This is a genomic window from Promicromonospora sp. CA-289599 (assembly GCF_050936155.1).
GTDB lineage: Bacteria > Actinomycetota > Actinomycetes > Actinomycetales > Cellulomonadaceae > Promicromonospora.
The window spans coordinates 1,667,713-1,690,859 of record NZ_JBNJNI010000001.1; the positions used below are offsets into that span (position 1 = coordinate 1,667,713).

Consider the following 23,147-nt stretch of genomic DNA (forward strand, 5'->3'; position numbering starts at 1 on the left):
GGAACAGTCTTTCACGATCCGGGGGCTCCCTGATGCTCCAGGCGATACCTTCATCGCCCGGGACCTGCGCTGCGCTCTGGTCCCAGGCGGCGCGCGACCACCATGCGGTGGCGGCCCGTCAGGTCCTTGCGGGTCTCGGGCTCGCCGAACACCGGTCGGCCGTCGGCGTCACGGGCCGCGGCGACCATGTCGCGCGCCGCCTCCGCCTGAACCTCCGCATGCTCCATGACGTACAGCCCGCCGGGTCGCAGCAGCCGTGCCGCGGCGTCCGTGATGCCCCGCGGCACCTCCAGCCCGTCCGGTCCCAGCCCGTACAGCGCGACGGCCGGATCGTGCTCGGCGACCTCGGGATCCACGGGCACGGCGTCCGACGGCACGTACGGCGGGTTCGAGACGACGACGTCGGCCAGCCCGTCGATGCCGTAGAGCGCCGTGCGGGCGTCGCCCTTGACGAGGCGGACTATCCGCTCCGGCGGCGTGCCGGGCGCTGAGCCGACCTCGGTGCCGGCCTTCCCGCCGGCCCTCGCGCCGGCGACCGCGGCGCTCAGGGCGTCGACGTTGCGCTCCGCCCAGGCGTGCGCGTCCTTGTCCAGCTCGACCGCGTGCACGCGCGTGCCGGGCACCTCGGTGGCCACCGCGAGCGCGATCGCCCCGGTGCCGGTGCACAGGTCGACGACGACGGCGCTCCCCCGCTCACCGACGACCTTGGCCGCCTCGTCGATGGCGACCTGCGCCACCTCCTCGGTCTCGGGACGCGGCACGAAGACCCCGGGGCCCACCGCGAGCTCGAGGTGCCGGAACGCGGCGACCCCGGTCAGGTGCTGCAGGGGCTCGCGCGTGGCCCGCCGGGAGACGAGCCCGGTGAAGACGCCTGCCGCGTCGTCGGGCACCTCACGGCCCAGCACCACCAGGCGCCGCAGCTCGCCTCGGTCCACGCCGAGCGCATGCGCCAGCAGCACCTCGGCGTCGGCCTGGGGCGACGCGACACCGGCGTCCGCCAGCTCCTCGTAGGCCCACTTCAACAGCTGTGTACTCACCGCACTCCTCCCCCTGCGCCCCAAGCCTGCCGCCCCGCCGTCCCAGCAGGCAATCCACCTGGCAATACTGCCCTGGCCGGAACCTCACGCACCGGACGCCACCGCGAGCCGCGCCGCTTCGTCGGCCTCGATCGCCGACCGCACCACCGCACCGAGGTCGCCGTCGAGCACCTGGTCGAGGTTGTACGCCTTGTACCCGGTGCGGTGGTCCACTATCCGGTTCTCCGGGTAGTTGTACGTGCGGATCCGCTCGGAACGGTCGACCGTGCGGACCTGCGATCGGCGCAGCTCCGCGGACTCCGCCGCCGCGGCCTCCGCCTGTGCCGCGAGCAGCCGGGCGCGGAGCACGCGCATGGCCTGCTCGCGGTTCTGCAGCTGCGACTTCTCGTTCTGCATCGAGACGACGATGCCCGTGGGAATGTGCGTGATGCGGACCGCGGAGTCCGTGGTGTTGACGGACTGCCCGCCGGGACCGGACGAGCGGTAGACGTCGATCCGCAGGTCGTTCTGGTCGATCTCGAGCTCCCCCGGGTCGTCGACCTCGGGGAACACGAGCACGCCGGCCGCCGACGTGTGGATGCGGCCCTGCGACTCGGTGACCGGCACGCGCTGCACACGGTGCACGCCGCCCTCGTACTTCAGGCTGTGCCAGACGCCGTCCTCGGGGCCCTGCACGTTCTTCGCCTTGATGGCGACCTGCACGTCCTTGTAGCCGCCCAGGTCGGACGCCGTGGCCTCCAGGAGCTGCGTCGACCAGCCCTGCTGCTCGGCGTAGCGCAGGTACATGCGCAGCAGGTCGCTCGCGAACAGCGCGGACTCCTCGCCGCCCTCGCCCGCCTTGATCTCGAGGATGACGTCGCGGCCGTCGTCGGGGTCGCGGGGCACCAGCACGCGGCGCAGCTTCTCCTCCGCGGCCGCCTCGGCGTCCCGGAGGCTCGGGAGCTCCTCGGCGAACGACGCGTCGTCGACGGCCAGCTCGGCGGCGGCCTCGGCGTCGTCGTGCGCCTGCTCCCACACGCGGTACGCGCCGACCACCTGGTTGAGCTCGGCGTACCGCCGGCCCAGGGTCCGCGCGCGACCCGCGTCCGCGTGCACGGCGGGGTCGGCGAGCGCGGACTCGATCTCGGCATGCTCGCTGATCAAGGGCCCGACCCCTGCGAACGCTGACTCGCTCACGATCTCTCCTAGGTAAACCGCTCGTTGAGTGCGGGATATTTGCGCTCTCGCACGCGTCGAGAGCGCAAATATCACGCACTCAACGGTTTGTGGGGAAACGACAGCGCCGGTGGTCCGGTACCCGACTGCCCCTGGAGAGGTTGTCGGGCCGGACCACCGGCGCTGAGAAGTCGCTAGCTGTCGGCGTCCTTCTTGCCGTAGCGCGCCTGGAACCGGGCCACGCGGCCACCGGTGTCCATGATCTTCTGCTTGCCCGTGTAGAACGGGTGGCAGGCGCTGCAGACGTCGGCGCTGATCTTGCCGGACGTCTCGGTGCTGCGCGTCGTGAAGGTGTTACCGCAGGTGCAGGTGACCTCGGTGACGACGTACTCGGGGTGGATTCCAGCCCTCATGTTGCTCCTTGGTGAGATGCCGCTGGGTCGCCCTGCGGAACAGCAGTGACGTGAACCAGCGAGCCAGCAAGTCATTCTGCCACTTCCTCGCCCGTGCGGGCGAGGAAGACTGGTGTGACGTCCGTCAGACGGTTTCGCCCACGTTGTCGTCCTCCGTGAGGCCGCCCGGCGTCGTCTTCTGCACGTGCAGGAGGAACTCGACGTTGGTCTTGGTCTTCCGGAGCTGTCCGAGCAGGAGCTCGGCGGCCTGCGTCTGGTCGAGCGCGCCCATGACCCGGCGCAGCTTGTAGACGATCGCGAGCTCGTCCTTCGACATGAGGATCTCCTCGCGCCGGGTGCTCGAGCCGTTGACGTCGATCGCCGGGAAGATGCGCTTCTCGGCAAGGGACCGCGAGAGCCGCAGCTCCATGTTGCCGGTGCCCTTGAACTCCTCGAAGATCACCTCGTCCATCTTCGACCCGGTCTCGACCAGGGCGGTCGCCAGGATGGTCAGCGAGCCGCCGTCCTCGATGTTGCGGGCGGCGCCGAAGAACTTCTTGGGCGGGTAGAGCGCCGCGGCGTCCACACCACCGGACAGGATGCGGCCCGACGCCGGGGCGGCCAGGTTGTAGGCGCGCGACAGGCGGGTGATGCCGTCGAGCAGCACCACGACGTCCTGGCCCAGCTCCACGAGGCGCTTGGCCCGCTCGATGGCGAGCTCGGCGACCAGCGTGTGGTCGGAGGCGTGCCGGTCGAACGTCGAGGAGATGACCTCGCCCTTGACCGAGCGCTCGAAGTCGGTGACCTCTTCCGGACGCTCGTCGACCAGCACGACCATGAGGTGGACCTCAGGGTTGTTGAGCGAGATCGCGTTGGCGATCTGCTGCATCATCAGCGTCTTGCCGGCCTTGGGCGGCGCGACGATGAGGCCACGCTGGCCCTTGCCGATCGGGGCGACGATGTCGATCACGCGGGGCGTGAGCTTGGTCGCCTCGGGGTTCTCCAGGCGCAGGCGCTCCTGCGGGTACAGCGGCGTCAGCTTGGTGAACTCGGGACGCTCGCGCGCCTCCTCCGGCGTCATGCCGTTCACGGAGTCGAGGCGCACCAGGGCGTTGACCTTGTTCACCTTGGCGTTGCGCCCGGTCGGCTGCTGCGTCGGCAGCTCGTCGCCCTCGCGCGGCTGGCGCACGGCGCCCACGACGGCGTCGCCGCGACGCAGGCCGGCCTTCTTGACCTGGTTCAGCGAGACGTAGACGTCGTTGTTGCCCGGCAGGTACCCGGAGGTCCGCACGAACGCGTAGTTGTCGAGGATGTCCAGGATGCCGGCGACGGGCAGCAGCACGTCGTCCTCGCGCACCTCGGGGACGTTCTCGAGCCCCGCGACGTCCGGGCCCGTACGGCCGCGGCCACGCTTGCGGTCCCGGCCCCGGTCCCGGCCCCGACGGCGACGCGAGTTGCGGTCCTCGTCGAGCTCGTTGGCACGGTCGTTGTTCCGCTCGGCGGCGCCGGCCGCGGCGGGGGCGGCGCCCGCGTTGCGCGCGTCGCTCCGCTCGTTGGCACGGTCGGTCGCGTTGGCACGGTCGCCGCCGCGGGCGTTCTGCCGACCGGCCCGGGCGTTGCGGCCCTCGCCGGACTTCTCGGCGGCCCCGTCCGGGGCGCTCTGCCCTCGGCTGGCCCGGCGCCCGCTGCTCTCACGCGGGGCGGCGACGGCGTCGGCCAGCTCGGCCAGGCGTGCGGCCTTGTCAGCCTCCGCGTTCGCGTCGGCGCGCACACCCGAGGTGGCGACCCCGGCGGCGGCGACCGGCGCCTCGGTGCGAGCAGGCTTGTCGTTGGTGGTGGGCTTCTCGGTAGCGGAGGCGGCACGGACCGGACGCTTCGTCGCGCCGCCCGTCTTCTCGCGGATGGTGTCCACGAGGTCGCTCTTGCGCATCCTGGAAGTGCCCTTCACGCCCAGGTCTCCGGCGAGTGCCTGGAGCTCGGCGAGACGCATGCTGCTCAGTGCTCCGGTCCCGGCCGCGCGGCCGGCGGCTGACTGAGCGTTTTCGGTGGTGTCTGTCACGAAGGACCCTTCCCCCTCGAACTGCGGCTTGTCGCGTGATCGCGGGCCGCGGGATGTGTGGGCGCCCGGCGCTGAATGGCCGGAACGCGGAAAACCTCGCATCCGTGGTACGACGACGACGGCTGACGGGGGCGTTGTCTGCCTTCTCGCGAGATGCGGTGGCCGCTGATCACGGCCTGCAACGGGCACGACCGACCGGTTGAGACTCTGTGAAGCAGCTCTGCCGGCTTAGGAGGTGAAGAACCGATGTTGAATCCGAATTCTCGCCACCATGGCTCAGGACGTGCAATCCCGAAGGTTCACTGCATACTACCACCCCGTATAGCTGGTGATCCCGGTAAGTCTTGACTCCCCGTTGCACCTGACGAGCCGGACGATAGCGCACTCGTGTTACCTGAAATCCTCCGGGCGCGCGCGCCGGTCATGTCGATTCCCGGGGTGAGCCGCCGCCACCCGGCCGTCTCGTCGACGAGGTCCGCGAGGACCGCGTCACGCCGCTCCCGATGGTCCGGCCCGGCCAGCACGAGGACCGTCGGCCCGGCACCCGAGACGGTGGCCGGCACACCCTCGTCCCGCAGCGCGCGCAACAGCTCGCTGGACGCTCCGAGCACCGCCGCACGGTAGGACTGGTGGAGACGGTCCTCGGTGGCGTCGAACAACAGCTCCGGACGCCTGGCCAGGGCCTCCACCAGGAGGGCGGCCCGGCCCGCGGTGAACGCCGCGTCGCCGTGCGACACGTGCTCCGGCAAGGCGGCCCGGGCCCGGGCCGTCGCGAGCCGCGCGTCCGGCACCAGCACGGTGGCCTCGATCGTCGGGTCTATGTCGAGGCCGACGGCGCGTGGGCCGTCGGCGGTGGTCCACGCGACGGTGGCACCGCCCTGGATGGCGGGCGCCGCGTTGTCCGGGTGCCCCTCGAACTCGGTGGCGAGTGCCAGCACCATGGCGGCGTCGATGGCCCGCGGCTCGGCGAGCAGGGCCCGCGCGGCGACTATCCCGGCCACGACCGCCGCGGACGACGACCCGAGCCCCCTGCCGTGCGGGATCACGTTGTGGCAGGTCATGTGGATCCCGGTGGGTACGGCACCGGCGAGGTCCATGGTGCGCCGCAGCGCGCGCACGACCAGGTGGTCCTCCCCGAGGGGCACCTGCCCCTCGCCCTCGCCGTGGACCTCCACCACTACCTCGTCACTCGCGACGAGGCGTACCTCCACCTCGTCGTACAGGGCGAGCGCCAGACCGAGGGCGTCGAACCCCGGTCCGAGGTTGGCACTCGTGGCGGGCACCCGGACCCGCACGTGGTCGGCGCCGAGCTGCATCAGAGGGAGAGGGCGTCGGCGATCGAGACGCCGTCGGCGGAGACCCGCACGGGTTCCACCTCGCCGCCGTCGGGTGTGCGCAGCGCCCAGTCCGGGTCCTTGAGCCCGTGGCCGGTCACGGTGATCGTGATACGCGCGCCGGCGGGCACCAGGCCGCGCTCGTGCCGCGCCAGGAGACCCGCGACGCCCGCCGCGGAGGCAGGCTCCACGAACACGCCCACCTCGGCGGAGAGGATGCGGTGCGCCGCGAGGATCTGCTCGTCGGTCACTGCCTCGATGACGCCGCCGGACGTGTCCCTGGCCTCCTCGGCGAGCTGCCAGGAGGCGGGGTTGCCGATGCGGATGGCGGTGGCGATGGTGTCCGGCTGGTCGATCGGGTGGCCCTTGACGATCGGGGCGGCGCCCGCGGCCTGGAAGCCCCACATCGCCGGAGTCCGGCTCGCCGCCCCGGACTCCGCGTACTCCCGGAAGCCCTTCCAGTACGCGGTGATGTTGCCCGCGTTGCCCACGGGCAGGAGGTGGATGTCGGGAGCGTCGCCCAGCGCGTCGACTATCTCGAACGCGGCGGTCTTCTGCCCCTCGATGCGGTCCGGGTTGACGGAGTTCACGAGCTCCACCGGGTGGGTGTCCGCGAGCTTGCGGGCCGCCACGAGGCAGTCGTCGAAGTTGCCGTCGACCTGCAGCAGGCGCGCGCCGTGCGCGACCGCCTGGCTCAGCTTGCCCATGGCGATCTTGCCGTCCGGGACGAGCACCGCGCAGATCATGCCCGCGCGCGTCGCGTACGCGGCGGCCGACGCCGACGTGTTGCCGGTCGACGCGCACACCACCACCCGGGCGCCGCGACCGGCCGCCGCGGAGATCGCGGCGGTCATGCCACGGTCCTTGAACGAGCCGGTCGGGTTCATGCCCTCGACCTTGACGTACACGTCCGCGCCCGTGCGCTCGGACAGCGCGGGCGCGGGCACCAGCGGCGTGCCGCCCTCGCCCAGCGTCACGATCTTCTGCTGCACGTGGGCGGGCATGCGGTCGGCGTACTCGGCGATCACCCCGCGCCAGAGGCGCGACGTGGGGGCCGCGCCGGAGGCGGACGGGAGGTTCGGTTCAGCAGGCAGCACAGGCACGGGTTCAGCCTTCGACTCTCAGGACGGACGTGATCTCGCGGACCGGTTCGAGCGTGCGCACCGCCGCGATGGTGGCAGCCAGCGACGCCTCACGGGCGGCGTGGGTGGTCAGGAGCAGCTCGGCGGTGCCCTCGGAGGGTCCAGTCTGGCGCATCGTGTCGATCGACACGCCGTGGTCGCCCACGACCCCCGCGACCTGGGCGAGCACGCCCGGCAGGTCGGCGACGAGGAGGCGGACCTGGTAGCGCGTGACCGCGGCGTCCGCCGGGAGCAGCGGGCGGGCCGCATAGGTGGACTCCTGCGGGCCCTTGCCGCCGAGCACGCGGTGGCGCGCCGCCGCGACGACGTCGCCCACGACCGCCGAGGCGGTGGGCCGACCGCCGGCACCCTGGCCGTAGAACATGAGCGGGCCGGCCGCGTCGGCCTCGACGAAGATCGCGTTGAACGCGCCCTTGACACCCGCCAGCGGGTGCTCCAGCGGCACGAGCGCCGGGTACACCCGCACGGAGACACCCTCACCGGTCTGCTCGGCGATGGCCAGCAGCTTCACGGCGTGCCCCGTCCGGGCGGCCCAGGCGACGTCGTCGGCGGTGACGTCCGTGATCCCCTCGCGGGCGACGTCGTCCGCCGAGACGCGGGTATGGAAGGCGAGGCTGGCCAGGATCGCGGCCTTCGCCGCGGCGTCGTACCCCTCGACGTCGGCCGTCGGGTCCGCCTCGGCGTAGCCGAGCTCCTGCGCCTGCTTGACCGCCTCCTCGAGGCCGAGGCCGCTCGTGGCCATCTGGTCGAGCACGTAGTTCGTGGTGCCGTTGACGATGCCGAGGACGCGGCGTACGTGGTCGCCCGCGAGGGACTCCCGCACCGGGCGGACGATCGGGATGGCGCCCGCCACGGCTGCCTCGTAGTAGATGTCGACGCCTGCGGAGTCGGCGGCCTTGTAGAGCGTGGGCCCGTCCGCGGCCAGGAGCGCCTTGTTGGCCGTGACGACCGCCGCGCCGCTCTCGATGGCGCGCAGCAGCAGGCCGCGCGCGGGCTCGATACCGCCCATCACCTCGATGACGATGTCCGCGCCGTCCACCAGCGAGTCCACGTCCTCCGTCAGGAGCTCACGGGGGATGAAGGTCTCGCGGGGACGGTCCGCGTCGCGGACCGCGATCCCGACGAGCTCCAGCGGCGCGCCGGCACGGGCAGCGAGATCCGCACCCTGGTCGAGGAGCATCCGGGCCACCTCCGTGCCCACCACGCCACAGCCGAGCAGGGCAACACGCAGCCCGCGTGCGGGCTCGGGAACGTGCACAGGCACAGCGATCCTGCTTTCGTCTTCGGGGAAACGGTCGGGTCCGGTGCGCGGTCCACACGGGAGTTCCGGACGTTGCGATCAGGGTAACCGCAGCCACCCACACGGACTCACTTGTCTCACCCGGGGTCGGTCGAACAAGTCCGTCGAAGAAGCAGAGCGGGTGTCCGAGTCTCCCTGGCGATACCAGGGAGACTCGGACACCCGCTCTGCTTCGGCGGACCCTGGGGAGGGTCGCCGGGTGAGCTACGCCTCGTTGACCCCGTGGCAGACCTTGTACTTCTTGCCCGAGCCGCACGGGCACTGCGCGTTGCGCGGTGTGCCCGGGAAGGTCCGGCCGTCGCTCGTCGCGGCGGTCGCCTCGCCGTGCAGAGCCGCGCGACGGCGGGCGCCGTCGGCCGACTGCACGAACGCCGAGCCCGAGCCGTCCTCGTTCGGTGCCGAGTACGTCAGCGACTGCGGACGGCTCGGGGTGTCGAGACCCTTCGCGAGCAGGATCGGCTCCGTCGCGGCACCCGCCGCTCGGCGCTGCCGCGGCGGCGGGGCCTGCCCCGGCCGGTCCTGCGCAGGTGCGGCCGCGGGCGACACCGCGGGGATCTGCGCGGTCGGCGGGGCGTCGGGCTGCCCCGTGCCGAGCCTGCCGCGCGGCGGCACCGGGCCGGCGGCGGGCAGCTCCGAGCTGTCCTCCGTCGCCTGCTCGGCGTCCGGCTGCTGCACCGTGACCTCGAGGTTGAACAGGAAGCCGACCGACTCCTCCTTGATGGCGTCGGTCATCGCCTGGAAGAGCTGGAAGCCCTCGCGCTGGTACTCGACGAGCGGGTCGCGCTGCGCCATGGCACGCAGCCCGATGCCCTCCTTGAGGTAGTCCATCTCGTAGAGGTGCTCGCGCCACTTGCGGTCCAGCACCGACAGCACGACACGGCGCTCGAGCTGGCGCATCGCCGCGGAGCCCAGCTCGTCCTCGCGGGCCTGGTACGCCACGCGGGCGTCGGACAGGATCTCGTCCAGCAGCATCTCGCCGGTGAGCCGGTCGATACCGCCGGCCTCCTCGGCCACCTCGTCGGGCGTGAGCGACACCGGGTACACGGCCTTGAGGGCCGTCCACAGGGCGTCGAGGTCCCACTGCTCGGCGGTGGGGCCGTCGGCGGTCGCGTTGGTCACGTACTCCGTGATCGTGTCCGTGAGGAAGTGCTGCACCTGCTCGCGCAGGTCCTCGCCCTCGAGCACGCGCAGGCGCTCGGCGTAGATGACGCTGCGCTGACGCGAGAGGACGTCGTCGTACTTCAGGACGTTCTTGCGGATCTCGAAGTTGCGCGACTCGACCTGACCCTGCGCGGACATGATGCCGCGCGTGACCATCTTGGACTCGAGCGGCATGTCGTCCGGGAACCCTGCCCGGTTCATCATCGACTCGGCGAGGCCGGAGTTGAACAACCGCATCAGGTCGTCCTGCATCGACAGGTAGAACCGGGACTCCCCCGGGTCGCCCTGACGGCCGGAACGGCCACGCAGCTGGTTGTCGATGCGGCGGGACTCGTGGCGCTCGGTGCCGAGCACGTAGAGGCCACCGGCCTCCTTGACCTCGTCGTGCTCGGCGGCGACGAGCTCCTTCGCCTTCTCGAGCGCCTGCGGCCAGGCCGCCTCGTACTCGTCGGGCGTCTCGACCGGGTCGAGACCTCGCTCGGCGAGGTCGGTGACGGCGAGGTACTCGGCGTTGCCGCCGAGCATGATGTCCGTACCGCGGCCGGCCATGTTCGTGGCGACCGTGACGGCGCCCTTGCGCCCCGCCATCGCGACGACGGCGGCCTCGCGCTCGTGCTCCTTCGCGTTCAGCACGTTGTGCGGTACGCCGGCCTTCTTGAGCTTGGCGCTCAGGAGCTCCGACTTCTCGACGCTCGTGGTGCCCACGAGAACCGGCTGGCCGTAGGCGTGCCGCTCGACGATGTCCGCGACCACCGCGTTGAACTTGCCGTCCTCGTTCTTGTAGACGAGGTCTGCCTGGTCGATGCGCTGCGGGTTCTTGTTCGTCGGGATCGGGACGACGCCGAGCTTGTAGGTGCCCTGGAACTCGGCGGCCTCGGTCTCGGCGGTGCCGGTCATCCCGGAGAGCTTGCCGTACAGGCGGAAGTAGTTCTGGAGGGTGATCGTGGCGAGCGTCTGGTTCTCCGCCTTGATGTCCACCCCCTCCTTGGCCTCGATGGCCTGGTGCATGCCCTCGTTGTAGCGCCGGCCCGCGAGGATACGGCCCGTGTGCTCGTCGACGATCATGACCTCGCCGTTCAGCACGACGTAGTCCTTGTCGCGCTTGAACAGCTCCTTCGCCTTGATGGCGTTGTTCAGGAACCCGATCAGCGGCGTGTTGAGGGACTCGTAGAGGTTGTCGATGCCGAGGTAGTCCTCGACCTTCGCGATACCCGGCTCGAGCAGGCCGACGGTGCGTTTCTTCTCGTCGACCTCGTAGTGGGCGGACGTGTCGGCCTCGCCGGTCCTGGCCCGCAGGGTCCGCACCACCTTGGCGAACTCGTTGTACCAGCGGTTCGCGTCACCGGCCGCGGGGCCCGAGATGATCAGCGGCGTCCGCGCCTCGTCGATGAGGATCGAGTCGACCTCGTCGACGATCGCGAAGTTGTGGCCGCGCTGCACCAGGTCGTCGACCGACCACGCCATGTTGTCGCGCAGGTAGTCGAAGCCGAACTCGTTGTTCGTGCCGTAGGTGATGTCCGCGGCGTACATCTCACGCCGCTGCGCGGGCGTCTGACCCGACAGGATCACGCCCGTCGTCAGCCCCATGAACCGGAAGACCCGGCCCATCAGCTCACCCTGGTACTTGGCCAGGTAGTCGTTGGTGGTGATCACGTGGACGCCGTCGCCCGACAGCGCGTTGAGGTACGCGGCGGTCGTCGCCACCAGCGTCTTTCCCTCACCGGTGCGCATCTCGGCGATGTTGCCGAGATGCAGCGCCGCACCACCCATGATCTGGACGTCGAAGTGCCGCTGGCCGAGCGTGCGGTGAGCCGCCTCGCGGATCGCCGCGAACGCCTCCGGCATGAGCTCGTCCAGGGTGGCGCCGTGCTCCAGGCGTTCCCGGAAACGTGCGGTCTCCTCACGCAGCTCGGTGTCGCTCAGCTCGACGAAGCTGGGCTCCAAGCGGTTGACCTGCTCAGCCACGTTGTGCAGCTTCTTCAGGACACGTCCCTCGCCTATGCGTAGGACCTTGTCGAGGATGGACACGCGGGTTCTCCCAGGTCGTCGTCAAGTTTCGCCGTCGTCCATCGTAGGCCGTAAATCTGCGCCTGTGGCCCAAAGACGGAAGGCGGACCGGTGGGTTCGCTCCAGGGGTAACGACCGCGGCCGCCGAAGGGTTCCGGACAGCCGCTCTCCGACACCGTCCCGCACCAGCGGATAAAGTGGCGGGCATCGCCCACCCGCCCGCTGACAGGACGGCCCGGACGTGCTCCTGGTACTGCTTGCCCACGGGGTCCTGGCTCTCGCCGCCCCAGCCCTCGTCACGGCCCTGGGCAGGCGCGCCTTCTGGGTGCTCGCCCTCGGCCCGGCAGGGGCGACGGTGTACGCGCTCGCCCAGGCCACCGCGGTCCTGGGCGGCGACACACCCACCGAGCACCTGCGGTGGATCCCGGCGCTCGGGCTCGCGATCGACCTCCGGCTGGATCTCCTGGCCTGGGTGATGCTGCTGGTGGTCGGCGGCGTCGGCACCCTGGTCATGCTCTACTGCAGCGCCTACTTCTCGCGCGATGCCCACGGTCTCGGCCGGTTCGGCGGCTTCCTGGTGGCGTTCGCCGGCTCGATGGCCGGCCTGGTGGTCGCCGACGACCTGCTCCTGCTGTTCGTGTTCTGGGAGCTCACCACCGTGTTCTCCTACCTGCTGATCGGTCACTACGCGGACCGTACGTCGTCTCGCCGGGCCGCCATGCAGGCGCTGATCGTGACCACTGCCGGTGGCCTGGCGATGCTGGTCGGCGTCGTGATCCTCGGGGTCGGCGCCGGGACCTGGAGCGTCTCCGCGCTCGTCGCCGACCCGCCGTCGGGCCCGGCGGTCACCGTCGCGGTGGTCTGCCTGCTGGCCGGCGCGGCCACCAAGTCCGCGCTCGTGCCCACGCACTTCTGGCTGCCCGCCGCGATGGCCGCCCCCACGCCCGTCTCGGCATACCTCCACGCCGCCGCGATGGTGAAGGCCGGCATCTACCTGATCGCACGGTTCGCGCCCGCCTTCTCGGACCTCGCGGCCTGGCGGTCGGTGGTGCTCGTGCTCGGCGGCGCCACGCTCCTGCTCGGCGGATACCGCGCGCTGCGCCAGCACGACCTCAAGCTGGTCCTCGCGTTCGGCACCGTCTCCCAGCTCGGGCTGCTCACGCTGCTGCTCGGCTACGGGACCCGGGCGACGGCGCTCGCCGGACTGGCCCTGCTGGGCGCCCACGCCCTGTTCAAGGCCTCGCTGTTCCTGGTGGTCGGTGTCGTCGACGCGGCGACGGGCACACGCGACCTGCGCAAGCTCGCAGGGGTCGGACGCCGCCTGCCGGTGACCGCGCTCACCGCGACGCTCGCCACCGCGTCGATGATCGGTCTGCCACCGTTCGCCGGTTACGTCGCCAAGGAGGCGGCGCTCGCCGCGTGGGCGCACGACGGGGACCTGCTCGGCACGATCATGATCGCGGTGGTCGCAGTGGGCTCCGCCCTGACGGTGGCCTACGGGCTCCGGTTCCTGTGGGGCGCCTTCAAGCCGCGCCTGCCGGCCGGGGCCGCGCAGGGCGAGCCCGGGCGGGAGGGGATGCCGGACGCCGTCCACCCGCAGCCGTTCTGGATGGTCGCGCCGCCGCTGGTCCTCGCGGTCCTCGGCCTCGCGGTGGCGCTCGTGCCGCACGTCGGCCAGGACCTGCTCGGCCCGTACGCGAACACCTATCCGGTCGGCGAGCCCGGACACCTCACCCTCTGGGACGGCTTCACCCCGGTCCTGGCGGTCACCGGCGCGGTGCTCCTGGTGGGCGCATGGATGTTCTGGCAGCGCGAGCGGGTCGAGCGGCTGCAGGCGGCGCTGTGGTTCCCGGACGGCGCCGACGTCGTCTACCGGCGCCTCATGCGCGCGCTGGACCGGTTCGCGAGCGACGTCACCGCGGGCACCCAGCGTGGTTCCCTGCCGTTCTACCTCGGCGTCATCCTCCTGGTGCTCGCGGTCGGCCCCGGGGTCGCCCTCGCGGCGGGCCTCGTGGGCGAGGCCGGGACCGGGCCGCTGCCCGTGGTGGCGGACGCCGCGGGGCGCGACGACGTGCTCCGTCTCGGACCGTTCGCGGTGGTTCCGTGGGACCGGCCGGCACAGCTCGTCGTCGTCCTCGTGGTCGTGGTGGCCGCGATACTGGCCGCCCGCGCGCGCCGTCGGCTCAAGGCGGTGTTCCTCGCCGGCGTCGCGGGATACGGGAACGCCGCGCTGTTCCTGCTGCACGGCGCACCCGACCTCGCGCTGACCCAGATCCTGTGTGAGACCCTGACGCTCGTCGTCATGGTGCTCGTGCTGCGCCGTCTGCCCCCGCACTTCTCGGACCGGCCGCTGGCGGCGAGCCGCTGGGTCCGGCTCGCGATCGGCGTGCTCACGGGTCTGGTCGTGATGATGTTCGTCGCGGCCGCGCCGCTCGTCCGCGTGCACCTGCCGGTGTCCGTCGACTTCCCCGAGGAGGCCGAGACGTTCGGCGGCGGGCACAACATCGTCAACGTCACCCTCGTCGACATCCGCGCCTGGGACACCGTCGGCGAGATCTCGGTGCTCCTCGTCGCGGCCACCGGCGTCGCCTCGCTCGTCTTCCTGCGCCAGCGCAGCGGCGACGTGCTGCGCCTCGACCCCGCCGGGAATCCCGGCGAAGGCGAGCCGGGCGAACGGACCGCCCGCGCCGCCGCCCGGCAGGTACGGCCGGGCACCTGGCTGCTCGCGAGCCCCACGCTCGACCCGGGCAAGCGGTCGATGCTGTTCGAGGTGCTCACCCGCCTGCTGTTCCACCCGATGATCCTGTTCGCCCTGTTCCTGCTGTTCAGCGGGCACAACTCGCCGGGTGGCGGATTCGCGGCGGGCCTGGTCGCCGGGCTGGCGCTGACCGTCCGCTACCTCGCCGGCGGCCGGTACGAGCTCGGCGAGGCGGCCCCCGTGCACCCCGGTCTCGTGCTCGGCACCGGGCTGTTCCTGTCGGCGGGCGTCGGCCTGGTCGCGCTGATCGCCGGCCAGGCGGCGCTCGAGAGCACGATCCTCGACCTGTACCTGCCCGTGCTGGGCCACGTGCACCTGGTCACCAGCCTGTTCTTCGACGTCGGAGTATTCCTCGTGGTCATCGGACTGGTCGTCGACATCCTGCGCACCTTCGGCGCCGAGCTGGACCGGCAGGCCGAACCGCACTCCCGCACCATCGGCTCGCACGGGCGCGCCGGTCACCGGGCCGGGGGTGACCGCGCGTGATCGTGCTCGACAACGTTCCCTCCGGCGCGCTGCTCCTGGCCGTCGGCGTGCTGTTCGCGGCGGGGGTGTACCTGCTGCTCGAGCGGTCGCTGACGCGCGTCCTGCTCGGCTTCGTGCTGCTGGGGAACGGGACCAACCTCGCGATCCTGCTCGCCGGTGGCCGGGCGGGCGCGCCGCCGATCACCGGGTCCGGCACCGCCGAACCGATGAGCGACCCGCTGGCGCAGGCGATGATCCTGACGTCCATAGTCATCACGCTCGCACTGGTCGCCTTCGTGCTGGCCATGGCGTACCGGTCCTGGCAGCTGCACGGCCACGACGAGGTGCAGGACGACCTCGAGGACACCCGTATCGCGCGGCTCGCCGTCGACGACGCGCCGTCGTACGCCGACAGCGACGCGGTGGAGTCCGGAGTCAGCCTGGACGAGGAGGCGGTGGCCACGCGGGACGAGGTGGCGCTGCCCGACCCCGTCGTGGACCCACCGACCCGCGGGGGTGACGGCGCGTGAACCTGTGGACCGTGCAGACCCTCGTGCCGCTGCCGGTGCTGGTGCCCCTGTTCGCGGCGGGGCTGGCCCTGGCACTGCACCGTTACCAGCGGGCCCAGCGGATCATCTCCGTGGTAGCCCTGTCCGTGGTCGTGGCCGCCGCCGCAGGTCTGGTCGTCGCGGCGCACGACGGGCCGGTGGCGCTCGACCTCGGCGGCTGGGCGGCACCGGTCGGCGTCAACCTGGTGGCCGACCCCCTCGCCTCGCTGATGCTGCTCGTGAGCAGCATGATGCTGCTCTGCGTGCTCCTGTACTCGATGGCGCAGGGCATCGCGGACAGCAACGACCGGACCGCGCCGGTCTCGAAGGACGCGGAAGAGCTGCGCAAGGCCCTGGAGGCCCAGGACCCGGACGCCGACGAGGACGGACGTCGCGACGTCCTGCCCGTCGCGATCTTCCACCCGACGTTCCTGATCCTGGCCGCCGGGGTGGCGGACGCCTTCCTCGCCGGGGACCTGTTCAACCTCTACGTCGGCTTCGAGATCCTGCTCGCCGCCTCGTACGTGCTGCTCACGCTCGGTGGCACCAGCGAGCGCATCCGGGCGGGCAGCGTCTACGTGGTCGTCGCGCTGCTCAGCTCCATCGTGTTCCTCCTCGCCGTCGGCCTGGTCTACGCGGCGACCGGCACAGTCAACATGGCCCAGCTCGCGGAGCGCCTGCCCGAGATCGATCCCGGCGTACGGCTGGGCATCCAGGCCCTGCTGCTGCTCGCTTTCGGGATCAAGGCGGCCATCTTCCCGCTGTCCGCCTGGCTCCCCGACTCCTACCCGACGGCGCCCGCTCCGGTCACCGCGGTGTTCGCCGGCCTGCTCACCAAGGTCGGCGTCTACGCCATCCTGCGGACCCAGACCCTGCTCTTCCCGCCGGACGAGACACTGGAGGCGGTGCTGCTCGTCCTCGCCCTCGCCACGATGCTCGTCGGCATCCTGGGCGCGGTGGCGCAGGACGACGTGAAACGCCTGCTCTCGTTCACGCTGGTCAGCCATATCGGCTACATGATCTTCGGCGTCGCGCTGGCGACCCAGGCGAGCACCGCGGCGGCGATCTTCTACGTGGTCCACCACATCACCGTGCAGACGGCGCTGTTCCTGGTGGTCGGGCTCATCGAGCGGCGGACCGGCACGACGTCCCTGGACCGGCTGGGCGGCCTCGCCACCCTGGCCCCCGGGCTGGCGGTCCTGTTCTTCGTACCCGCGATGAACCTGGCGGGCATCCCGCCGCTGTCCGGGTTCCTGGGCAAGGTGGGTCTGCTCGAGGCCGGCGCGCTGAACGGCTCTGGGCTCGCCTGGGCCCTGGTGGCCGGTTCGGTGGTCACGTCGCTGCTGACCCTGTACGCGGTGGTCCGGGCCTGGAACAAGGCGTTCTGGCAGCCCTGTCCCGACGACCGGAAGCTGCCCGACCCGTCTCCCCTGCCCTGGGGCATGGTCGGCCCGACGGCGGCGCTCGTGGCAGTGAGCGTGAGCCTCACCTTCGCGGCAGGACCGTTGTACGACTACGCGGCGCGGGCGGCCCACATGACCCTGGACGCGCGCTCGTACGTCGAGGCGGTGTTCCCCGACGGGGCACCGCGCGGCACCGGCACGTCCGACGAGGTGACCGACGACGGGGAGGAGGGATCACCATGACGAGTACCGATACCGACGCCGAGCAACAGTCCGAGCCGCCGTGGCGCCGGCGGGCCCGGCGGTTCACCGCGCTGTGGCCGACGACGGTTGCGGGCGCCGTGCTCTGGGTGCTCTTCTGGGGTGACCTGTCCTGGGCGAACGTGCTGTCCGGCGGGGCGCTCGGCGCGCTGGTGGCGCTCGCGTTCCCGCTGCCGTCCGTCGGTACGGCCGGGACGCTGCGACCCGGCCCGCTGGCCCGCCTCGTCGGCCGGTTCGTCGGCGACCTCGTGCTCGCGTCGTTCCAGGTGGCGTGGACCGCCGTCCGGCCGGGTCCGCCGCCCCGGGGCGGGCTGGTGCCGGTCCCGCTGCGCTCGACGTCGGACCTGTTCATCGCGACCACCGCTGGACTGTCGTCGATGGTGCCGGGCACAGTCGTGGTGGACCTCGACCGGTCCGACGGGGTCCTGCGGCTGCACGTGCTCGACCTCGCCGGTTCGGGTGGTCCCGAAGGTGTCCGGGAGTCGGTGCGAGCCCTCGAGGAGCGCCTGCTGCGGGCCTTCGCGACGCGTACGGAGCTGGTCCGGCTCGGCCTCGCCGTCACCTCGCCGGGCCAGGAGGGACAGCCATGATGCTCGTCGTCGGGATCGTCGCCACGGCGCTGCTCGCCGCGAGCGCCCTGCTCGCCGTGGTCCGGATGGAGCGTGGTCCGTCGATGCTGGACCGCTCGGTGGCGTTCGACGTGCTGACCACGGCGCTCGTGGGCGCGATAGCTGTCGAGGCCGCGCTGTCCCGGCGCACCGAGTCGGTGCCGATCCTCGTGGTGCTGTCGATGGTGGGCTTCATCGGGTCCGTGACCGTCGCCCGCTTCGCCGCCGTCGAGCCGCCCAAGGGCCGGCAGCCGGACACAGAACCGGAGGCCGGACCGCCCGGCAGGGGCACGCCGGGCCAGGACACGCCGGACCAGGAGAAACCATGAGCGTGGTGACCGATGCCGCCGCCGCGATCTGTCTGCTGCTCGGCGCCTTCTTCTCGTTCTCGGCGGGCGTCGGCGTCGTGCGGTTCGACAACCTGCTCGCCCGGCTGCACGTGGTGGCCAAGCCGCAGGTGCTCGGCATGCTCCTGCTCCTGACCGGGGTCGCGCTCCGGCTGCAGGACCGCGGCTCGGTGACCATGCTCGTGCTGGTCGCGGTGTTCCAGCTGATGACCTCCCCGGTGGCCGCGCACATGGTCGGCAGCGCGGGTCTGCGCACCGGCAAGGTCGACCCGGAGCTCCTGAAGGCGGACGACGGCACCACGGGGCCGGACGCCGGCCGCTGAGACCCGCTGCTGAGGCGGCGACGGGCGACCGGTCAGGCGGTGCCCGCGCCGGCGGCCGGCTCGGTGACGGGTTCTGCTTCCACTCCGGTGGCCGGCCCGGTCGCTGCTCCCGCGGCAGGCGCGGGCACCGGTTCGGTGTCCCCGCGGCGTCCCGCCTGGAGGTCACGCATCCGCTCGGCCGCGACGTAGCCGAACGCGGCCTCTGCGGCCTCGTCGGCCAGCGCCAGCCCGGCGGTGCCGTACAGGTGGAACACCGCGTCGGCGCCGTGCCGCTCGAGCTCGGCGACGTCGTCGTCGTACCGCGCGACGGCGGCGACGGTGCCCTCGAAGCCGCTCGCGCGCAGCTGGGACAGGGCGATGAGGTTGGCAGCGTGGAACGGCATGGCGAGGATCGCCAGCCGGACGGCACCGGCGCTGCGCACCCGGCCCCAGAACTCGATGTCCGTGGCGTCAGCCTGCACCACGGTGAAGCCCTGGGTGCGCAGGGACGCGACGCGACCCGGATCGTGCTCCACGCCGACGACGTTCATGCCGTAGTCCTCGCGCAGCTGCCGGACGGCGCCGCGGCCGACGCGCCCCATCCCGAGCACCAGTGCTTCCGCACCCGACACGTCGATGAGCCGCTCCTCCCGGTGCAGCCACTCGTTGGGCTTGGACGGGAAGCGCTTGGCGAGCGCCATCGCGTACTCGTTGCCGCGGGTGTTGACCGCCGAGGAGAGCACGAAGCTGCCGGCGACGGCGACGGCGAGGACCACCAGCCAGTCGTCGTGCAGCAGCCCGGTCTGCGAGCCGACGGCGACGACGATCAGGCCGAACTCGGAGTAGTTGGCCAGCACCAGGCCCGACAGGATCGCCGTACGTTTGCGCAGCCGCATCAGGCGCAGCAGCACCGCCGTCACGATGCCCTGCAGCGGCAGCATGAGCAGCATGAGGAGCCCGATGGCGGCCGCCTGCCAGGTGAGCTGGCCGGAGAAACCGATGGACACGAAGAAGCCGACGAGCAGGAGCTCCTTGAGCGTGAACAGGTTGCGCGACAGCTCGGTGGCCGCAGGGTGGCCCGCCAGGAGCATGCCCATGACGAGTGCGCCGAGATCACCCTTGAGCCCGACGGCGTCGAACAGCGCGTAGCCGGGGCCGAGCGCCACGGCCACGCCGAACAGGGCCTGCAGCTCGCCGTGGCCCATCCTCGACCACACCTTGCGCAGCACCCACGCGCCCGGGATCAGCAGCACGAGGCCGAACGCCCACGGGCTGGGCGGGTGGTCCGAGGACACGGAGAGGAAGATGACGGCGATCAGGTCCTGCATGACGAGCACACCGATCGCGATCCGGCCGTAGAGGGCGGACTGGTCGGAGCGGCCGTCGAGCACCTTGACCACGAACACCGTGGAGGAGAACGAGAGGGCGAGCCCCAGGAGCGCGAGCACTCCCAGGCCCTCGCCGGCCAGCATCGAGAACCCGATGGCTCCCAGGAGGCCGAGGAACCCGACCGCGATCGCGACGCTCACCAGGAGGTGCGCCATCGTGGTGAACCACACGTCCTTGCGCAGCAGCGTCTTGACGTCGAGCTTGAGCCCGATACCGAAGAGCAGCAGCGTCACGCCCAGGTCGGCGACGGTCCCGAGGTAGCCCGGCTCGGCAAGGCCGATCGCGTGCAGCCCGAACCCGGCCACCAGAAACCCCACGAGCGGCGGCAGCCGGAGCAGGACCGCCCCGAGCCCGGCCGCGACCGTGACGAGCAGGAAGATCGCAGCGGTTCCCATGGGTCAAGTTTAGTTGGCGTATGTTTCAGGTAGCGGCCACCGCAGCCTGCAGAGCGGGTGAAAGAGTGCCCTTGGCCTGCACGGATACATTTTCCAGCCCCAGCCACCGAGCCATCTCGTGGAGCTCCGCCACCAGCCGCGTCGGGGTGTCCGCGGTCAGCGTCGGCTCGGCGTGCGCGGACTGTACCCGCAGCACCCCCGCGGCCCGATCCGCCTTGAGATCGACGCGGGCCGTGAGCTGCGAGTCCTCGAGGAAGGGCAGCACGTAGTACCCGTCGACGCGCTGCGCGGCGGGGGTGTAGATACCGATCCGGTACCGCATCCCGAAGAGGCGCTCCAGCCGCTTGCGCTCCCACACCAGCGGGTCGAACGGCGCGAGGAGTGCCTGCCCGGCGGCCTGCCGTGGCCGGGCGGCGTCGCGGTGCAGGAACCACCGCTCGGAGCCGCCCGCCACACGAGCGGGCAGCAGCACGCCCTCCTCCACGAGCTCGGCCAGGGCGCGGTCCGCCACGGGTCCCCTGAGCCGGTAGTAGTCCTTGATGCAGCGCGCCATCGCGATGCCGTGCGCCCGCGCCCCGAGCTCCAGCAGCGCCCGCTTCGCCTCCAGCTCCGGCGCCTCCCCGAGGGCGGTGGCCGGCAGCACGCGCTCCGGCAAGTCGTACAGCCGCTCGAACTGCGCGTTGCGCCCGGCCGAGACCACCTCCCCCGTGAAGAACAGGTGCTCCACCACACGCTTCTCGGTGCTCCAGTCCCACCACGTGCCGCGCTTGCGGCGCACCGACCGCCCCTCGGACACGAACCGGTCGTGGATCTGGGACGCGGAGAGCGGCCCCTCCGCCGCTACGAGGTTGCGGATCTCGGCGACCTGCGGGGCGTCCGGCAGGCGTACGCCGTCCAGCTCGCGCCAGTCGTACTCCTCGGCGAACCATCGACGACGGAAGGCCAGCAACGGCCACGTGCTCGGCGGCACGTAGGCGGCCACGTGCGCCCAGCTCTCCACGAGCCGACGGTCGGCGGTGGCCGCCCTGCCCGTCCGCCGGGCGTACCTCCCCGACGCGGTAGCCCGGTCCAGCAGGCCGGTGTCGTACGGGCCGAGCCGCGAGAACAGGGGCAGCAGGTGCGCCCGGGCGAGGACGTTCACCGAGTCGATCTGGAGCAGGCCCAGCCGGTCGATCACCCCCTGCACGTGCCGCATGGTGCGCGGTCCGGTGGCGCGCGGGCGGTTCAGGCCCTGCGCCGCGACGGCCACCCGGCGGGCCTGGTCGAGAGACAACGAGATCGGTTGCACAGGACCATCGTGCCCGCCCTCACTGACACTCCCCCTCCCGGCCCGTTGGTGGGTCGGGGGTGTGGACAGCCAGCGGGGGGCGGGGTCGTGGGGGAAGGTGGTCGGGTGCAAGCTGTCCGCGAGTTCGTCCGCCTGCTGCTGCCCGTCGCCTGCCCGTGCGGCGAGCCCGACGTGCGGTGGTGCGCCAGGTGCGCGGCGCTCCTCGCCGGCCCGCCCGTCCGCGCCGAGCGCGCCGCGCCCCGGCTGGACCGCCTCGACGGGGTCCCGCCGGTGCCCGTCTGGGCGCTCACGCCGTACACCGGACCGATGCGGGACGTCGTGGTGCACTGGAAGGACCGCGGCCGGGCCGACCTCGACCGGCTCCTCACGCCCGCGTTACGGCGCGCCGCCGCCCGCGTCGGCCCGGGGCTCGCCGCCGCGCTCGGCGGTGCGCCGGTCGCCGTCGTCCCCGTGCCCTCGACCGGAGCGGCGCGCAGGGCACGCGGCCGCGAACCCGTGGCGGTCCTGGCACGGGCGGTCACCCGCGGTCTGCAGGACGCCGGGCTCAGCGCCCGCCTGGTCCCCGCCCTCGCCCGCCGGGGTGCCGGGCGGGACCAGGTGGGTCTCGGCGCCCGGGCGCGCGGACGCAACCTGGCGGGCGCTGTCCGCATGACGAGACGCGGGGTGTACGCGCTCGGAGAAAGTTCCGTATGCATCCTTGTCGACGACGTCCTGACCACAGGGGCCACCCTCGCCGCCGTCGAGCGGGCGCTCGAACGCTCCGGACACGATGTCCTGGGCGCAACGGTGCTGGCTGCGACGCCGCCTCCGGCGCACGAGGCGAGCCCTGCGCGGCCCCAGCACCCGGATGCCTGCGGGGTAACTGAGCAGAACCTGAAAGTCTGACAGATCTCTGTCTACTTGTTCACTGACCGTTGGGGCTGTCGTTACCCAGGGGACGGAGTTAGCCTGAACGTTCCACGCTGGATCGGAGTCCCGCCGAGGTCGACGGGGCATACGCGACGGGAGGTGGTTCGCGCCCGGCACCGGTAGCAGGGGGTGCCATGACGAGTAGAGACGGGCGCGCGCCGCCGGCAAGGGACGGCGTGGCCCAGAATTCCCGGAGCGGAGATACGCACATGGAAATTGTCGTTGTCGGCAGGCACACGGACGTGGCGGACCGGTTCCGCCAGCACGTCGAGGAGAAGCTCGCGAAGGTCGAGCTGCTGTCCCCCTACGTGCGTCGGGTGGACGTGGAAGTCACGCACGAGAACAACCCGCGGCTCTCCGAGAACCGTGAGCGAGTGGAGCTCACACTGCGTGCGAAGGGTCCGGTGATCCGCGCGGAGGCCGCAGCGGACGACCGCTTCGGCGCCCTGGACCTCGCCATCGACAAGCTGAACGAGCGACTGCGCCGCGACCGCGACCGCCGCAAGGACCACCGGAACAACAAGGTGCTCGCACCCGTGGACGTCCGGCCCCTCGACGAGATCCTGACCGAGGAGAGCAACGCGTCCGCCGACGCACCCGAGCCGCAGATCTCCACCCCGGCAGCACTGTCCGCGCCCGGCGACTCGGTGGAGACCACGATCGGCGACTCGCCGGTCGTAATCCGGCAGAAGCTCCACCACGCGGACCCGATGACCCTCGACGACGCGGTCTACGAGATGGAGATGGTGGGTCACGACTTCTACCTGTTCATCGACAAGGAGACGTCGCGCCCCTCGGTGCTCTACAAGCGCAAGGGCTGGTCGTTCGGTGTGATCCAGCTCGACAACCCGTGCGGCGCCGCACCGGTCACCGACCTGGCGTGACCA

General features: G+C 71.8%; 18 protein-coding genes. 8 read left to right on the plus strand and 10 right to left on the minus strand.

The genetic code is table 11. The features are described from left to right. Positions 1-50: 50 nt before the first annotated feature. The 8 genes from ACQEVI_RS07365 to secA all read right to left on the minus strand — a co-directional run bounded on the left by ACQEVI_RS07365 (position 51) and on the right by secA (position 11,608). Complete coding sequence (locus ACQEVI_RS07365) at positions 51-1,037, minus strand: N5-glutamine methyltransferase family protein (RefSeq protein ID WP_432896276.1); 987 nt, start codon at positions 1,035-1,037, stop codon at positions 51-53. Between the two features lie 84 nt (positions 1,038-1,121). Beyond that, the gene (prfA, locus tag ACQEVI_RS07370; RefSeq protein ID WP_432896279.1) at positions 1,122-2,213 is read right to left on the minus strand and encodes a peptide chain release factor 1; all 1,092 of its coding nucleotides are present in this window, start codon (positions 2,211-2,213) and stop codon (positions 1,122-1,124) included. Positions 2,214-2,386: 173 nt separating this feature from the next. Beyond that, a complete protein-coding gene (gene rpmE / locus ACQEVI_RS07375; protein ID WP_116676698.1) occupies positions 2,387-2,605 on the minus strand; it encodes a 50S ribosomal protein L31 in 219 nt (72 codons plus the stop codon). Between the two features lie 124 nt (positions 2,606-2,729). Then, the gene (gene rho / locus ACQEVI_RS07380) at positions 2,730-4,574 is read right to left on the minus strand and encodes a transcription termination factor Rho (protein WP_432905836.1); all 1,845 of its coding nucleotides are present in this window, start codon (positions 4,572-4,574) and stop codon (positions 2,730-2,732) included. 368 nt (positions 4,575-4,942) lie between these two features. Then, positions 4,943-5,959, minus strand: a complete 1,017-nt coding sequence (thrB, locus tag ACQEVI_RS07385; RefSeq protein ID WP_432896283.1) for a homoserine kinase — start codon at positions 5,957-5,959, stop codon at positions 4,943-4,945. After that, positions 5,959-7,074, minus strand: a complete 1,116-nt coding sequence (thrC, locus tag ACQEVI_RS07390; protein WP_432905839.1) for a threonine synthase — start codon at positions 7,072-7,074, stop codon at positions 5,959-5,961. The genes thrB and thrC overlap by 1 nt, the downstream gene beginning before the upstream one ends. Positions 7,075-7,084: 10 nt before the next feature. After that, positions 7,085-8,377 carry a homoserine dehydrogenase gene (locus ACQEVI_RS07395; RefSeq protein WP_432905842.1) on the minus strand — a complete coding sequence of 431 codons (1,293 nt, stop codon included), beginning with the start codon at positions 8,375-8,377 and terminating at the stop codon, positions 7,085-7,087. A gap of 246 nt (positions 8,378-8,623) precedes the next feature. Then, a complete protein-coding gene (secA, locus tag ACQEVI_RS07400; protein ID WP_432896286.1) occupies positions 8,624-11,608 on the minus strand; it encodes a preprotein translocase subunit SecA in 2,985 nt (994 codons plus the stop codon). A gap of 220 nt (positions 11,609-11,828) precedes the next feature. On the opposite strand from secA, the gene ACQEVI_RS07405 reads away from it, so the two are divergent. The 6 genes from ACQEVI_RS07405 to mnhG are packed head-to-tail and all read left to right on the plus strand — an operon-like array spanning position 11,829 to position 18,300. Then, positions 11,829-14,831 carry a Na+/H+ antiporter subunit A gene (locus tag ACQEVI_RS07405; RefSeq protein WP_432896289.1) on the plus strand — a complete coding sequence of 1,001 codons (3,003 nt, stop codon included), beginning with the start codon at positions 11,829-11,831 and terminating at the stop codon, positions 14,829-14,831. Next, a complete protein-coding gene (locus ACQEVI_RS07410; protein WP_432896292.1) occupies positions 14,828-15,340 on the plus strand; it encodes a Na(+)/H(+) antiporter subunit C in 513 nt (170 codons plus the stop codon). The genes ACQEVI_RS07405 and ACQEVI_RS07410 overlap by 4 nt, the downstream gene beginning before the upstream one ends. Beyond that, positions 15,337-17,004: a Na+/H+ antiporter subunit D gene (locus ACQEVI_RS07415; RefSeq protein WP_432896295.1), complete on the plus strand. Its 1,668-nt coding sequence runs from the start codon at positions 15,337-15,339 to the stop codon at positions 17,002-17,004. Before ACQEVI_RS07410 ends, ACQEVI_RS07415 begins: the two co-directional genes overlap by 4 nt. Continuing rightward, on the plus strand, positions 17,001-17,612 hold the full coding sequence (locus ACQEVI_RS07420) for a Na+/H+ antiporter subunit E (RefSeq protein ID WP_432896298.1): 612 nt from the start codon (positions 17,001-17,003) through the stop codon (positions 17,610-17,612). The genes ACQEVI_RS07415 and ACQEVI_RS07420 overlap by 4 nt, the downstream gene beginning before the upstream one ends. Continuing rightward, on the plus strand, positions 17,609-17,959 hold the full coding sequence (locus tag ACQEVI_RS07425) for a monovalent cation/H+ antiporter complex subunit F (RefSeq protein WP_432896301.1): 351 nt from the start codon (positions 17,609-17,611) through the stop codon (positions 17,957-17,959). The genes ACQEVI_RS07420 and ACQEVI_RS07425 overlap by 4 nt, the downstream gene beginning before the upstream one ends. Then, a complete protein-coding gene (gene mnhG / locus ACQEVI_RS07430) occupies positions 17,956-18,300 on the plus strand; it encodes a monovalent cation/H(+) antiporter subunit G (protein WP_432896304.1) in 345 nt (114 codons plus the stop codon). Before ACQEVI_RS07425 ends, mnhG begins: the two co-directional genes overlap by 4 nt. A gap of 32 nt (positions 18,301-18,332) precedes the next feature. On the opposite strand, the gene ACQEVI_RS07435 is transcribed toward mnhG, so the two are convergent. Continuing rightward, positions 18,333-20,063 (minus strand): cation:proton antiporter domain-containing protein, encoded by a 1,731-nt coding sequence (locus ACQEVI_RS07435; protein ID WP_432896306.1) that lies wholly within the window; start codon positions 20,061-20,063, stop codon positions 18,333-18,335. A 25-nt stretch (positions 20,064-20,088) separates the two neighbouring features. Beyond that, positions 20,089-21,351: a winged helix-turn-helix domain-containing protein gene (locus tag ACQEVI_RS07440; protein WP_432896309.1), complete on the minus strand. Its 1,263-nt coding sequence runs from the start codon at positions 21,349-21,351 to the stop codon at positions 20,089-20,091. A 105-nt stretch (positions 21,352-21,456) separates the two neighbouring features. Between ACQEVI_RS07440 and ACQEVI_RS07445 the strand changes: the two genes are divergently transcribed. Together ACQEVI_RS07445 and hpf are read left to right on the plus strand one after the other, a co-directional pair. Next, complete coding sequence (locus ACQEVI_RS07445) at positions 21,457-22,236, plus strand: ComF family protein (protein WP_432896312.1); 780 nt, start codon at positions 21,457-21,459, stop codon at positions 22,234-22,236. Between the two features lie 233 nt (positions 22,237-22,469). Beyond that, positions 22,470-23,144, plus strand: coding sequence for a ribosome hibernation-promoting factor, HPF/YfiA family (gene hpf, locus ACQEVI_RS07450; protein ID WP_432896314.1), 675 nt, complete (start codon positions 22,470-22,472; stop codon positions 23,142-23,144). Positions 23,145-23,147 lie beyond the last annotated feature (3 nt).